Origin of the sequence: Sharpea azabuensis DSM 18934, from assembly GCF_000702165.1 — a bacterium.
Taxonomy (GTDB): Bacteria; Bacillota_I; Bacilli_A; order Erysipelotrichales; family Coprobacillaceae; genus Sharpea; species Sharpea azabuensis.
In genome coordinates this window covers 1-14,142 of sequence record NZ_JNKU01000056.1, presented here as the reverse complement: position 1 = coordinate 14,142, position 14,142 = coordinate 1, and the positions used below count along the sequence as shown (strand labels likewise).

The 14,142-nt window shown below is 37.1% G+C and carries 13 protein-coding genes; 2 read left to right on the top strand and 11 right to left on the bottom strand.

Annotation, left to right across the window (positions count from 1 at the left end):
- The 9 genes from T529_RS0110475 to T529_RS0110435 form a co-directional block, all read right to left on the bottom strand.
- Positions 1–328 (bottom strand): hypothetical protein (locus T529_RS0110475; protein WP_033163560.1); only part of this gene is annotated, 328 nt, incomplete at its 3' end.
- A gap of 2 nt (positions 329–330) precedes the next feature.
- Positions 331–945, bottom strand: coding sequence for a rhomboid family intramembrane serine protease (locus tag T529_RS0110470; protein WP_033163559.1), 615 nt, complete (start codon positions 943–945; stop codon positions 331–333).
- A 2-nt stretch (positions 946–947) separates the two neighbouring features.
- Complete coding sequence (locus T529_RS0110465) at positions 948–1,964, bottom strand: DNA-processing protein DprA (RefSeq protein ID WP_238560813.1); 1,017 nt, start codon at positions 1,962–1,964, stop codon at positions 948–950.
- Between the two features lie 198 nt (positions 1,965–2,162).
- Positions 2,163–2,672 carry a pyridoxamine 5'-phosphate oxidase family protein gene (locus tag T529_RS0110460; protein ID WP_033163558.1) on the bottom strand — a complete coding sequence of 170 codons (510 nt, stop codon included), beginning with the start codon at positions 2,670–2,672 and terminating at the stop codon, positions 2,163–2,165.
- 103 nt (positions 2,673–2,775) lie between these two features.
- Positions 2,776–5,430 (bottom strand): pyruvate, phosphate dikinase, encoded by a 2,655-nt coding sequence (gene ppdK, locus T529_RS0110455; RefSeq protein ID WP_033163557.1) that lies wholly within the window; start codon positions 5,428–5,430, stop codon positions 2,776–2,778.
- 298 nt (positions 5,431–5,728) lie between these two features.
- Positions 5,729–7,294: a DEAD/DEAH box helicase gene (locus T529_RS0110450; protein ID WP_033163556.1), complete on the bottom strand. Its 1,566-nt coding sequence runs from the start codon at positions 7,292–7,294 to the stop codon at positions 5,729–5,731.
- A 51-nt stretch (positions 7,295–7,345) separates the two neighbouring features.
- A complete protein-coding gene (locus T529_RS0110445; protein WP_033163555.1) occupies positions 7,346–8,923 on the bottom strand; it encodes a Mur ligase family protein in 1,578 nt (525 codons plus the stop codon).
- Between the two features lie 35 nt (positions 8,924–8,958).
- Positions 8,959–9,285, bottom strand: a complete 327-nt coding sequence (locus tag T529_RS0110440; protein WP_033163554.1) for a cyclic-di-AMP receptor — start codon at positions 9,283–9,285, stop codon at positions 8,959–8,961.
- Between the two features lie 75 nt (positions 9,286–9,360).
- Positions 9,361–10,539 (bottom strand): deoxyguanosinetriphosphate triphosphohydrolase family protein, encoded by a 1,179-nt coding sequence (locus T529_RS0110435; protein ID WP_033163553.1) that lies wholly within the window; start codon positions 10,537–10,539, stop codon positions 9,361–9,363.
- Between the two features lie 55 nt (positions 10,540–10,594).
- Here T529_RS0110435 and mutY point away from each other — a divergent pair, with 55 nt between their 5' ends.
- Positions 10,595–11,629: an A/G-specific adenine glycosylase gene (gene mutY / locus T529_RS0110430; protein WP_033163552.1), complete on the top strand. Its 1,035-nt coding sequence runs from the start codon at positions 10,595–10,597 to the stop codon at positions 11,627–11,629.
- On the opposite strand, the gene T529_RS12660 is transcribed toward mutY, so the two are convergent.
- Positions 11,626–12,636, bottom strand: a complete 1,011-nt coding sequence (locus T529_RS12660) for a serine/threonine protein kinase (protein WP_051646972.1) — start codon at positions 12,634–12,636, stop codon at positions 11,626–11,628. The two genes, mutY and T529_RS12660, sit on opposite strands and share 4 nt — an antisense overlap.
- 56 nt (positions 12,637–12,692) lie before the next feature.
- Here T529_RS12660 and T529_RS0110420 point away from each other — a divergent pair, with 56 nt between their 5' ends.
- On the top strand, positions 12,693–13,103 hold the full coding sequence (locus T529_RS0110420; RefSeq protein WP_033163551.1) for a helix-turn-helix domain-containing protein: 411 nt from the start codon (positions 12,693–12,695) through the stop codon (positions 13,101–13,103).
- A gap of 28 nt (positions 13,104–13,131) precedes the next feature.
- Here the strand turns inward: T529_RS0110420 and T529_RS12655 are convergent, their stop codons facing one another.
- Positions 13,132–13,737 carry an FxLYD domain-containing protein gene (locus T529_RS12655; RefSeq protein WP_051646971.1) on the bottom strand — a complete coding sequence of 202 codons (606 nt, stop codon included), beginning with the start codon at positions 13,735–13,737 and terminating at the stop codon, positions 13,132–13,134.
- Positions 13,738–14,142 lie beyond the last annotated feature (405 nt).

Genomic DNA, 14,142 nt, shown 5'->3' with positions numbered 1-14,142 from the left:
TGAATAACAGGCCACGTAAATGCATAAAATATAAAACACCTAAAGAAGAATTACTGGGTAACTCATCGTAGGTGTTGCACTTAATTTGACAAATCATCTTAATGGATGCACTTGTCATTTCACCAATAATTCCCCCAACAACAATCATCAGAATACCACTTAGCAATGATACATAACGATTAAGGAAGGCAAGAATAATGCCACTGATAATAGCAATGAAAAGAGCAGTGCCAATAGCTTTAGGCCATTCATTACCATGCAATAAAGCGGAATTATGACTATTGAAGAAGGCTTTTGCTTCTCGTTCTTCTTTTGTTTTCCATTTCATAATTAATTAACCTCATCATGATGTCTTTTTTGGTTCAAGAGAAAATATGTTGCAATAAAACCACCAATAAAGCCTGAAACATGGCCTGAAAGAGAAATCTCCGGTACAATGAATGAAATTAAAAGCATGAAAATAAGATTTGGCAGTAATGAGCGCCAGATGTGCATAAAGACATCACGATACAATAAGGCAAGAGCGCCTAAAGCACCAATTAAGCCAAAGATAATGCCACTAATTCCCCCACTTACACTAGAACCCTCAAAGCCATTATGAAGATAAAGGAGATATGGCAGACCATTCGTTGTAACAGCAGCAATACCAACTACAATGAGATAACGTGTTCTACCTAGCACTTTTTCCATAAATGCTCCTAATCCATACAATGAATAGCAATTCACAACAATATGAAGAATCCCAAAATGAATAAAGTTACTTGTAATAAAGCGATAATATTCATGTGTATGATGGACATAAAAGCCATTATAGGCCCCTAGATGTAATGCCTGATAGGCATTCATGGTTGGACCATAAAGGACAAAAGAAATAAGATAGACAATACCAGAAATAAGAATAAGTCCTGTTGTAACAGGAAATTTTTTATAATCTTTTATATTCATAATTATTCCTCAATAAATTCAAATATTGTCATCTGATCAATTTCTGTATCATCTTCTTCATTGACAATCCTGTTCTTCATAATGATATGTTCAATATCAAGAGGGCTTGCAAGATCATCTTTGCTGACACGTATAGCCCCCATTTCAATAAGTCTTAGGTTACCGTTGTAATAAGGCGAAGCATCAACAACAAGAGGTGTTGTCCAGTGATAATGCAAATTCTGTACGCTTGTAAACCAGACCGCCCCACTGTTGACATTAGTCGCAATAATAAACTGCTCTTTGGAAAGACCGCATACATAGATATTACGATCCAATGAGTTTGTCACATCAAAATAGGCATAAGGATCAACAGCACATAGAATCAGCATATGTCCATCACGTAAATAACGTTTGTTCAGACGAATCTTATCAAGCATATGATCAGCGACAAACATAATCACGCTTCCACCCATTTTCAGAATGGAACGTGTTGCATATTCATCAATCCCTTTAATACCACAGGTAATCAATGTACGTTCTTCTTCAAGGACCTTGTTGATAACACTTTTAGTAGCAAAGTTCAATGTACGATTATTGACATGCGGGCCAACAACACTGACATTGTTATCTTTAATCAAATCCATATTACCAACATAATAGAGAATGAGAGGCATACGATTATTAAGACAGTATAATTCACTTGGATAATTGTCTTCATATTTTGTCGTTACATGAATGCCTTCATTTTCTAGATTATGCAATGAATGAATCATATCTGCGAGCAATGTGCTTCTCGCCATAATCTTATCAATCAACATATTGTCGATATCTAACAAGAGCATCAGTGCTTCACGATTCATGCCAATTAATGAACTTACATCATCGCGACCAGTATCTTTTATTCTTTTTTCTATTGCATACCATTCATCATTGGTCAGTGGTCCTTCTTTTGTAGGAATAAGGTCACTTGTATAAAGAATCATAGCTAATGAATTCAGGTTTAATTTTATTGTTGTCTTCTTTTCCATAGCACTCATTATAGCATAGAATTCACCTTTGGAAAATGAAAAAAGGTTAGTCCTAAATAGCAGGATTAACCTTTTTAGAAACATTAGTATTGAATTTCTTCTTTCGTCAACCATATACTCATGTATTTTTAAAAAGAATGACTACAGCTAAAGATTACTTAATACTTAGTTGTTGAAATATTTTGGTTATATTATACGAATCTCTTTTCAACAATCTAAATGCTGTCTGCTTCCAAATCCATCTTTCTTTAAATCGGAATCAAGATAATCAAATGACTTTGGAACAACTTTAATGATATGCATTGGCTCAGGTAATTTCTTCATGAATGCAACTGGTATTTTCTTGTAAGTCATAATCTTTAAGTATTCATCAGAAAAAGGTTCAAGGATTTCAGCACTACCTTCTACCTGTAAACCCTTTAGCTGACCAAATCCTCCATAGGGTTCAAAGATTGCAAGACCAACATTCTTGTTTTCCTTGAGACATTTAAACTTAAGTCCTCCTTCAGAAAAGAAATAGAAGAATCCATCAACATAATTATATTCAATGGGTGTATTTCTTACCATGCCAGAAGATGCGGTTGCTAGAGCACAAGTATTATGTGCTTTAATAAAGGCATCAATCTTTTCTTTTAAATCTTCATTATTCATATGAATTGAAGTTTGATCCTTCTTTATCCAATGTTCTGCAGCTAAATCATAATTCATTTTATACATTATAAACGCCTTCTTACCTTTAATGTTCATCGATTTATTTAACACGTTGTAGTTGCCAATTAAAAAGGTTAATCCCGATAGACAGGATTAACCCTTAGCTTTATTATTTCTTACGGTCTTCTTTAACAGCAGCCTGAGCAGCAGCTAATCTTGCAAGAGGCACACGGAATGGTGAGCAAGATACATAAGTTAAGCCGACATTATGACAGAATTCAACTGTCTTAGGGTCGCCACCATGTTCACCACAAATACCAAGCATGATATCAGGACGAGTCTTCTTACCTTTTTCTACAGCCATCTGAACTAACTGACCTACACCATCAACATCGATAGTCTGGAATGGATCATGTTCATAGATGTTGTTCTTGTAGTAATCGCCTAAGAACTTACCTGCATCATCTCTAGAGAAGCCGAATGTCATCTGTGTCAAGTCATTAGTACCAAATGAGAAGAATTCAGCTTCTTCAGCAATCTTATCAGCTGTTAATGCAGCTCTAGGAATTTCAATCATTGTACCTACATGATATTTCATATCAACACCAGCTTCAGCAATAACAGCATCAGCAGTAGCTACAACAGTCTTCTTGACAAATTTTAATTCCTTAACTTCACCAACAAGAGGAATCATGATTTCTGGTTCAATATTCCAGCCTTTTTCCTTGTTGACATTGATAGCAGCTTCGATTACAGCTCTTGTCTGCATCTCAGCAATTTCAGGGTAAGTTACAGCAAGACGGCATCCTCTGTGACCCATCATTGGGTTGAATTCTTTTAATGATTCAACTCTTTCTTTTAATGCTTCAAATGTCATACCTAAAGATTCTGCTAATGGAGCGATTTCTTCATCAGTATGTGGTAAGAATTCATGTAGAGGTGGGTCTAAGAAACGGATATTAACACCATATTTGCCCATTGTTCTATATAATTCTTCAAAGTCTTCTCTCTGGTATGGAAGAATCTTGCTTAATGCTTCACGTCTAGCTTCTACTGTATCTGCAGTAATCATACGACGGAAGTTAAAGATTCTTTCTTCATCGAAGAACATATGTTCTGTACGACATAAGCCGATACCTTCAGCACCAAATTCTGCTGCCTGTTTAGCATCTCTTGGGTTATCAGCATTAGTTCTAACCTTTAATCTTCTTCTTTCATCAGCCCAGTTCATGAATTCAGCGAAGTGTCCGCCAATTGTAGGAGGAACTGTCTTAATCTGTTCAGCAAAGACTTCACCTGTAGAGCCGTTTAATGATACATAGTCACCTTCATGTAAGACTTTACCATCAGGTAATGTTAATGTCTTAGCTTCTTCATCTACTTTAATAGCACCACAACCAGCTACACAGCAAGTACCCATACCACGAGCAACTACGGCTGCATGTGATGTCATACCACCACGTACAGTTAAGATACCATGAGCTAATACCATACCTTCGATATCTTCTGGTGATGTTTCATTACGGGCAAGGATCATATCCTGAACACCGTTTTCTTTTGCTGTCTTTAAGTCTTCAGCATTGAAATATAAATGACCAGTTGCAGCACCTGGTGATGCAGCTAAACCATTTGCAACTGCCTTAGCAGCTTTATATGAATCATTATCAAAGTTTGGATGTAATAACTGATCAAGTGCCTTAGGATCAACCATTAATAATGCATCATCCTTAGTGATCATGCCTGACTGAACCATTTCAACGGCAATTCTCAATGCAGCCTGAGCAGTTCTCTTACCGTTACGAGTCTGTAACATGTAAAGTTTGCCATCTTCAATTGTGAATTCCATATCCTGCATATCTTTATAATGGTTTTCAAGAGTATGACAGATTTCCTGGAACTGTTCATAACAATGAGGCATTACTTCATTCAATGTAGCGATTGGCTGAGGTGTACGAACACCAGATACAACGTCTTCGCCCTGGGCATTCATTAAGTATTCACCATATAATACGTTTTCACCAGTTGCTGGGTTACGAGTGAAGGCAACACCAGTACCTGACTGTTCAGAACGGTTACCATAAACCATCTGCTGTACGTTTACGGCAGTACCCCATGAACCAGGGATATCGTTTAAACGACGATATGTGATGGCACGATCATTATTCCATGAACCGAATACGGCACCAACAGCTGCCATCAACTGTTCTTTTGGATCTTCTGGGAATCCAGCTGGATCCAATTTCTTGAATTCTTCTTTATATACTTTTACAACTTCTTTAAGATCTTCCGCAGTGAAGTCAGTATCTAATTGATAACCATGTTCTTCTTTGATCTTTTCAAATTGTAATTCGAATTTTTCTCTTGGGAAGCCTCTAACAACATCCGCAAACATCTGGATGAAACGACGATATGAATCATATACGAAACGATCATTCTTTGTATCGGCAGCGAACTGTGCTGCTACTTCGTCATTCAAACCTAAGTTCAATACTGTATCCATCATACCTGGCATAGATTCTCTTGCACCAGATCTAACAGAAACAAGTAATGGGTTGTTTGGATTACCAAATTCTCTTCCTGTGATTTTTTCTAGTTCAGCTAAAGCGTTCAGAATCTGCTCTTTCATTTCATCTGTTAGCTTAGCTCCGTCTTCATAATACTGTGTACATGCTTCAGTTGTAACTGTGAAACCCTGTGGGACTGGGAGACCAATTCCAGTCATTTCAGCAAGGTTAGCACCCTTGCCACCAAGTAAGATTTTCTTTTCAGCTAAAGTCATGTCCAAAGCTGCACCTTCCTTAAAAAGGTATACATACTTTTTCATAAGATAATTCCTCCTTTAACTCATGGGTCTATTATATAACATGTATGGGTTTACAATCAATACCTTTGTGAAAAAATAGCGTTGGCAACTTCGTATTAATACAAATATGAAACGCATACAAAATACTGAAAGTGCTTATATTTCTAATAATACTAAAGTTATTACATCTCCAATTATGTCCAATATCTCATATAAATTTGTTATTTTTCGATATTTTCTAAGATAAAGAATATATATCTAAATAATATGATATGGATATAAAAAAGAGTTAATCAATAAGCTGACTAACTCTCAAAAATTATCGAACTTCTTTCGCAATTTCCAATTTTACTTTTTGATTGCCAATTTTTTTATTAAAGCACTTCTTGACGACACCTTTTGCCTTTGATTTCTTAATATCGACGAAGGAGAACTTACGTTTAATCGTGATGTCACCGATTTCATCTTTTCTCAAGTTCCCTACTTCTAATAAGAAATTAAGCAGTTTTGTCTTATTGATCTTTTCCGCACTGCCACAGTTCACAAAGATACGTTCATAGCTATTGACCTTCTTTGTTAAGTCATCATCTTTGTAATCAAAAGCTAAGCGTTCACGATAATTCATATAAAGCAATGAAGCAAGAACATCATCAACCAATGCATCTGGAATCTGAGCAACAACATCATAGAAATCTTTTTGTTTACCTTTATCCATAACCCTCTGTACATCTTCAAGGACATCCTTCATTTTTGCATTAAAGATATCATCAGCTGTAGGTAAGTTCAGTTCTTCAAAATGTGATTTTGTGCTCTTTTCAATTTTATGGAGGATACGCACTTCTCTTGGAGAGACGAATGTGAAGGCAACACCTTCGTGGCCAGCACGACCAGTACGACCGATACGATGGACATAGAGTTCATCTTCCTGAGGTAATTCATAGTTGATGACATGCGTAATACTATCAACATCGATACCACGGGCCGCTACATCAGTCGCAATTAAAATTGGGACTTTGCGTTCCTTGAACTTCTGTAATGTGCGCATTCTTGTATTCTGGTCAATATCACCATGCATGCAGGCAACATGATAATGACGGCGGGCAAGCTCATCCTGCAATGTATCAACAGAGCGTTTTGTCTTACAGAAGATGATGCATGAGTCCATTTCATTGGCATCAAGTACACGGCATAAGCCTTCTAGCTTCTTATTTTGTGGAACAACGAAATAGTATTGCTTTACTGTTGTAGCTGTCTGCTGAACAGCCTTGATCTTGATATGCGTATAATCGCTCTTCATGTAATTTTCTGCAATGTGCTTGATGCCATCAGGCATTGTTGCTGAGAAAAGGACTGTCTGTTTTTCTTTTGGAGCATCCGCAAGAATTGTTTCAATGTCTTCAACAAAGCCCATGTTCAACATTTCATCAGCTTCATCAAGGACAAAGAACTTAATATTTTCTAATGAGACAATTTCACGTCTCATCAAGTCCATGACACGACCAGGTGTTCCAATCAGCACATCTATGCCATGCTTGATTGTACGAATCTGACGGCCAATATCACTGCCACCATAGACACATGCAAATCTCAAATCAGTATATTTCCCAATACGACCAAATTCCTCACCAATCTGCATCGCAAGTTCACGTGTTGGTGATAATACAATTGCAGAAATATGGTCGGATCTTTCAATCTCAGATAACAAGACACTACCAAAGGCTAAAGTCTTACCAGTGCCCGTCTGAGCCTGACCGATAATATCTTTTCCTTCTAGTAATACAGGGATACTTTCAGCCTGAATTGGACTAGGTGAAACATAGCCCATTGCTTCAATACCCTTTTGTACAGTTTCGTTTAATTTTAAATCTCTAAATGTTTTAATCATTATTTCCTCTTTTTCTTATGCGTTCGGTTAACCTTATCATAATAAATCACATTAAGCAAGTTCTTTTCCAAGAATATATGCCCTTACAAGCGAAATAAAATAAAGCGAGCCGGTAATATAGACTTTTTTATCGCCTTTTAGTGCTTCATCAACAGCGTGTTGCCAGTTTTCATCCTTTTTGACAGGCATATTTTCGCTTAATTCAGCAATCGTGGCAGCGCGGGGATGAGGGAATTCTGTCACCGTGACATCATCAGTCAGCTTGCATAGTGTTTCAATCATATGATGCGTATCTTTGTCTCTTAAGGCTGAATAGATGATTTTCATTGATTCATCCTTGTTGACACTATTTGCGAAAGCTTCCATGCCCTCTTTGTTATGAGCGCCATCAATAATGACCGTTGGATGAAGATGAATGATTTCAAATCTCCCCGCCCAGTGCGCCTGCGCTAAGCCGGTTGTGAGATCTTCTTTGTCAAAAGGAAAATAGCGAGAGAGATATTCAAGAATATTAATGGCCATGACAGAATTATTGACTTGATATCTTGCTGTAGTATTTAAATGAATATGATGTTCATGATAATCATATTCGATGGAAGTCTGATGGTATGTGACATTTTCTGGAAGCTTGATCTGGATGAGCTTGCTTTCATGCTTCTGGCATACTTCTCGAAAGACTTCAAGACATTCTTCACGTCCCTCCCCTGTCATATAGTCAACGTGATCCTTTATAATGCCCGCTTTATTCATGGCGATTTCTTTATATGTATGTCCTAAATAATCAACATGATCCAAGCCGATATTCGTATTAACAGCCAGCAATGGCTTGATGACATTTGTTGCATCAAGCAAGCCTCCTAGACCCACTTCAAAAATAGCCAAATCAACTGCACGATAATAGAAATAGATGATGGCAATAAAGACTTCCATTTCAAACTTTGATAAACCATAATCAAGGAAATCTCCCATAAAACGATTCGCAATCGCAACCATTGTTCTTTCATCGATTGCTTGATCATCAACACAGATAATATCAAGGGGATGAATAAGAGCTGGTGAAGTAAAGGTTCCAATATTATAACCGGCTACTTTGAGGACTTCTTTTGTATAATTGACTGTAGAACCCTTGCCATTCGTTCCACCAATATGAAGCGATGCAAGACCATCCTGAATATTATAGGCGTCTTCCATAAACTTTTGAAATTGTTCTAATGAGTAGACACGATCTTTCTGATGATTAATAAAATCATAAACTTCCTGGGCATTCTTGAAATCATGACTTTTTGGCAAAATCTTGACAAGTGACCCATTTCCTACTTCATGATAGCCAAAACTCTTAAAAAAGGCTATTGAAGTTGCAGAAGGATGTAAGATGATACGATTTAAGCCTATGCGTTCAACAGCATCTAGCAAGCAGGCAAATACTTCAACTTGAATATTGCCTGGCTTCGCATAAATAAGTGTTACTGTCTTCATGCGCTCAAGTTCAATAAAGCCAACAACCTCACTTCCCACTGTTGCTACTAAGGTCAATGTCCCCGGTGTTTTAAGAATATGCCTGCCCCCACTTGCCTCAATGATATTTGTAACCTGTGTTTCAGTGATATGATCCAGTATTTTTATTTCCATATTATCCTCCTACAAAAAAGGATGGCATTGCCATCCTACATTTTTTCGAATCGATCAACATTCAATACAAAGACTGTGGCACCGCCAACAAGGACATCAACCATGATTGGTGTAAAGAATTCTCCCATTTCCGTTGGTGGAACAGTTGGTTCTTTTTCTACACGCTTCTTTGCATTGGCTTTAATGATTTCGAGAGCACCATCAACCTTTTCATCATTTGTACCAATTAGGAATGTAGTGTTGCCCTTTCTCAGGAATCCTCCACTTGTGGCCATCTTTGTAATGAAATAACCACCTTCTGTTAGTGCAGTCTGTACAGCGTTACTGTCATCATTATTGACAATCGCAATGATTAGTTTCATAGTATACGCCCTCCTTTACTAAAGCTATTCTACCATGAATCAGGCATTTTGTATCCATATTTTTTATTTTGTTTATCATGTAATGTTTTCTCGCATCGTCGGCAAGAAGACTTTTTTGTAATATTCTAATAAATATGTATCGGTCATCCCTGACAGATAATCTGAAACAATGAGTTCTTTTGGTGTCTGATGATACTCCTCATTCATATTAGAGAGATATTTCTGAATCCCACGATCTTTAAGAAGTGGATCATCTAAATCTTCATAAAAGACATCATACAATTCCTTCACCATTCTAAAGAGCTTTTCATTTTCTTTTACAAGAACAGGATTGTGGTGAATATGGATAGAGATAAAATCATAAAGCTTATTGAGTGCTTCAAATGTTTCCTTCGAGAATTCAAGATAGGGCTTGTTGTAGGAATGAATGACAAGATCTTCAACAAGATGATTGATCATGGAATTATTACCATCACCGATAACACGTGTAATATCGCTTGGTAAATCTGATCTCTTCATTAAACCAACATTAATAGCATCATCAATGTCCTTGCCTATATAACTGATGACATCACTAATTCTTACTACGCATCCTTCTAGTGTCATTGGTGAAATATGTTCACTTGCATGAGGTGTATGCCAGCAAGCTTCATATTCCTTCCAGAACTGATCAATTGTTTTAAAAGGATCAGGTTTATAGATACGATTAATCATTTCACCATTATGGCAAAGAATGCCATCAAGTACCTGCAGGCTCACATTATATCCCTCTCCTTTTCTTTCAACATAGAGAAGGACTCTGACACTATTGGCATTGTGAGCGAAGTAGCCAACACCACGCTCTTTCAGACATTCATTAATGGCTTTTTCACCAACATGTCCATAAGGTGCATGTCCTAAGTCATGACCAAGCGCAATGGCTTCAATCAGGTCGGTATTTAGATTCAGGCAGCGTCCAATTTGTCTAGCAATTCGAGAGACCCATTGGACATGTAAGGAGCGTTTTGTGATATGAACATTATTGAAAAATGACAACGCCTGCGTCTTATCAACATAGCGACGGTAGGCTTTAGAATAAAGAATGCGGTCGATATCCTTTTCATAAGGCCACCGTACATCGAAATCATAGGGTTTTGTATGGGTTGGATGAATCTTGATATAGTCGCTGTTTTTTGTTGCAAAGGCTGACAATCGTTCATCATATTCCTGTGTTGCAAGAAGAGACTGACGGATAATTTCATCTTCTTTTTTCATAAGCATCACTTCTTTCAATCTTATATATTTATAGTATAATCGACTTGGTGATAATATGCAAAAAATTACAGATGAACTTATAAACTGGTATCAGAAAAACAAAAGGGATCTCCCCTTCAGACACACAAATGACCCTTATGCGATATGGGTCAGTGAAATCATGCTTCAGCAAACAACTGTAGCAGCAGTCATTCCCTACTACTATCGTTTTCTTTCAACTTATCCAACTGTTAAAGACTTAGCAAATGCATCTCTTGATGAAGTCTATAAGCTTTGGGAAGGGCTTGGTTATTATCGAAGAGCGAAAAATCTTCATTCATCAGCAATTAAGATTGTTGATGAATTTGATGGTATCTTTCCTAGAGATTATGTAGATATCATAAGTCTTCCTGGGATTGGACCTTATACAGCAAGTGCTATTTCGTCTTTTGCCTATCATGAAGAATATGCAGCAATCGATGGCAATGCCTTAAGAGTTTTAAGCAGACTCCTTGGCTTACATGATAATATTGCTGAAAGCAGAACAATCAAGCGTATTACTGAATATGCCAACAAGATGATTGTAGGCAAAGATTCAGCCTCCTTCAACCAAGGACTGATGGATCTCTCCAATGCTTTCTGTCGACCTAAGAATCCAGATTGCATCAGCTGTCCGCTTCATGTTTATTGTCAGGCTTATAAGAACCATGAAGAAAAAGTCTTGCCTATTAATATTAAGAAAATCAAGAAAACAGAACATTCTTTTATAACTGGCTATATCACATATGATGATCAGGTCATGATGAAAATCAATGAGGAAGGCCTACTAGAACATATGTATGGTCTTGTACAATATGAAGTCAATGATCCCTATGCTTTTATGGAAGCTTTTAAGAAAGAATATGGGCAATCCTTAATCTTAGAAAGCTTTGTGAAGGACTTTAAGCATGTTTTTACACATCGTACTTGGCATATGCATGTCTTTCATTTTGTTTTAAGTGCGCCCAATGACTATCTCATGAATGCTGAAGATATGAAAAAAGCAGCCATTCCGACAGCCCATAAAAAGATTCTAGACTATATGCATAAGCATGTCATCATAGCTGATTAGAAAAAGGCAATCAGAACAACAGAAACGACAAACCAATATAATGAGAGAGAAACAATTCTCCCGAATATTCTAACAACAAGATACGTATTTTTCTTAAAAAGACAGAAACGATAGAGATGCAATGGATCAAAGAAGCACAAAGGAATGTAAATCAGTGTAAAGAAAACCCAGAAACGATAAAGAAGTAACCCGAAGGCACTCGTTACTTCTTTTGTTTTGAGGGTTGAAGTAGCTGCAAGCATCAACAAACTATAGACAATAAAAACAATCTTTCTTAACGGATGAGAAAGATTGGGAAAATTGAGATGAGTAGGCACTGACAAACGATTTAATGCTTTCATCATCTCTTGGGCACTCTGATATCTATCTTCAGGCGAGGAACTAGTAGCCTTAGCAACAATCTTGCGATAAGTACCATCAGCCTGTTTCTTATAAGGCAATTCCTCAGTCAACAAGACATTCAAAAGCACCCCACAGGCATAGATATCCGCTGTCACACCTGTTTCATCAAAGCCAAACTGCTCCGGCGCAGCATAGCCGACTGTACCCAATACTTCCGTATCCTTGCTTTGTGTTGCTTTATAGCGACGAGCAATATCGAAATCAGCAAGCACAACGCGATAGCCATTATAGAAAATATTCTCTGGCTTGATATCGCGATGGATGATGGGCGGATTTGAGGCATGCAGAGCCATTAGGATTTTTAGCAGCTGATTCATAATGGCAACAATCTCATCTTCTTCAAGGTGATGCTGCAAGCGATACTCTTCAAGGGTTGGTGATTGAATATATTCTTCAACAACGATAATATCTTCCTCATTTTCAATAACTTGATAGACTTCAGGAATGCCATCGTGAATGTGCTTAAGACGGTTATAAAGTTCTATATCACCATTTTTAAGAACCTTTTCAACGCATATCTGCTTTGTGTAATCATTCATGACAAGAAAGATTTTCTTTGCATCATCTCCCTTGATTGTTCTGATATAGCTATATCCCTTAAGCATATTTCCTCTCCTTGCATTCTTATGGCATTCATTATACCATAGTTTCAGGTGATTAGATGAAAACAGAAGAATTAATGTCCATATTAAGTGACAAGCGTGCTTCTCTTGATGATGTCTTATCCGATCTTCAGACACTCACGCTTGCTAGCTATCTTAACGACCTTCTTGAAGAAAAAGGGATGACAAGAGCACAAGTTATAAATGCCTCAGGTCTTTCTAGAGACTATGCCAACCAGATTTTCAATGGCAAAAGAACGAATCCTTCACAAGTAAAAATACTTGCTTTGACAATTGCCATGCAGCTTACGCTTGAAGAAACAAATCGCGTTCTTAAACTTGCCAAAGCGAGCGCTCTTTATCCAAAGCTGGCTTTTGATGCGACAGTTATCTATGCAATTGTCCATAAAATGAATGTCATGGAGACGAATGCACTATTGGATGAGCATGGCTTAAAAATACTTGAATAAAAAGATGGCTGAATTTCAGCCATCTTTTCTAATAGCTTGATGCTTCAATGATTTTAAATTTTGCTTGTTTCAGGCTTTCAACCTTTTCTTCTTCAACAATTTCAAATGCTTTAAAATCCTGGGACTGATTGCCACCTAAATCATTCGCTGCAACATAGTCATCAGCAATTCTTTTTCCGTTGGCATCAACCGCTTCAATATGAATATTATAGGAATGCTTCTTGTCAGTGATATTTTTAACAGTAACAGGCAGCTTAGTGCTAACAATTCCTGAATCATCCTTGTTTGCTTCAAAAGTACCAAGTGTAACATTGACTTCCTTCTTGAGTACTTCATTTGTGCTATTGCCAGCTGCTTTATCTAGCTTCTTGCTTGTATCATCCAAGGCACTTGAAAAAGCACTTTGCATAACGAGTGTAATGACAATGGCAAGAATACCAAGCACCAGTGAAGCGATAGCCTTTCCTTTTGACGCTTTCTTGACAAGTGAAATGATTGCAAATATTGCGGCAAGTATACCAAGTATGAATGCTGCATTGTTGATGATTGGGATAAATGAGAACACAATCCCAATAATACCTAAGACAAGTGCCGCAATCGCAAAACCACTCTTATTTACTTTTTTCTCTTCCATAAATTTCTCCCTTTCCCTTTAGAATATGATGGTCATCTTCATGAAGACTTCTTTCTGACCACTCATATTCTATAAAAAAATTGGATAATAGAAATCAAGTAGAATTTTTAAAAAAATCAATAATTTTTCATGATTCTTATTGCATGCTGAAAATCCCTGAAGAAAAAGTGCTTTTTTTCAGAGTGGTTTAGATGTATAATCTGCTTGTTATTTGTTGTACTGGTATAATTCACCAGTTTTGCACATGCTATAAATTATTCGGACTAATTTACTGGCACATGCAGTCTTGGCAGCTTTCGAACACATCGGGTTTGATTGCTGCTTTTTCTTTATGTAGAAATCCTTAATACTATTATCATCTCTCTTAAGCCTTATAGAACACGTTACAGCCAGATATAATAAACA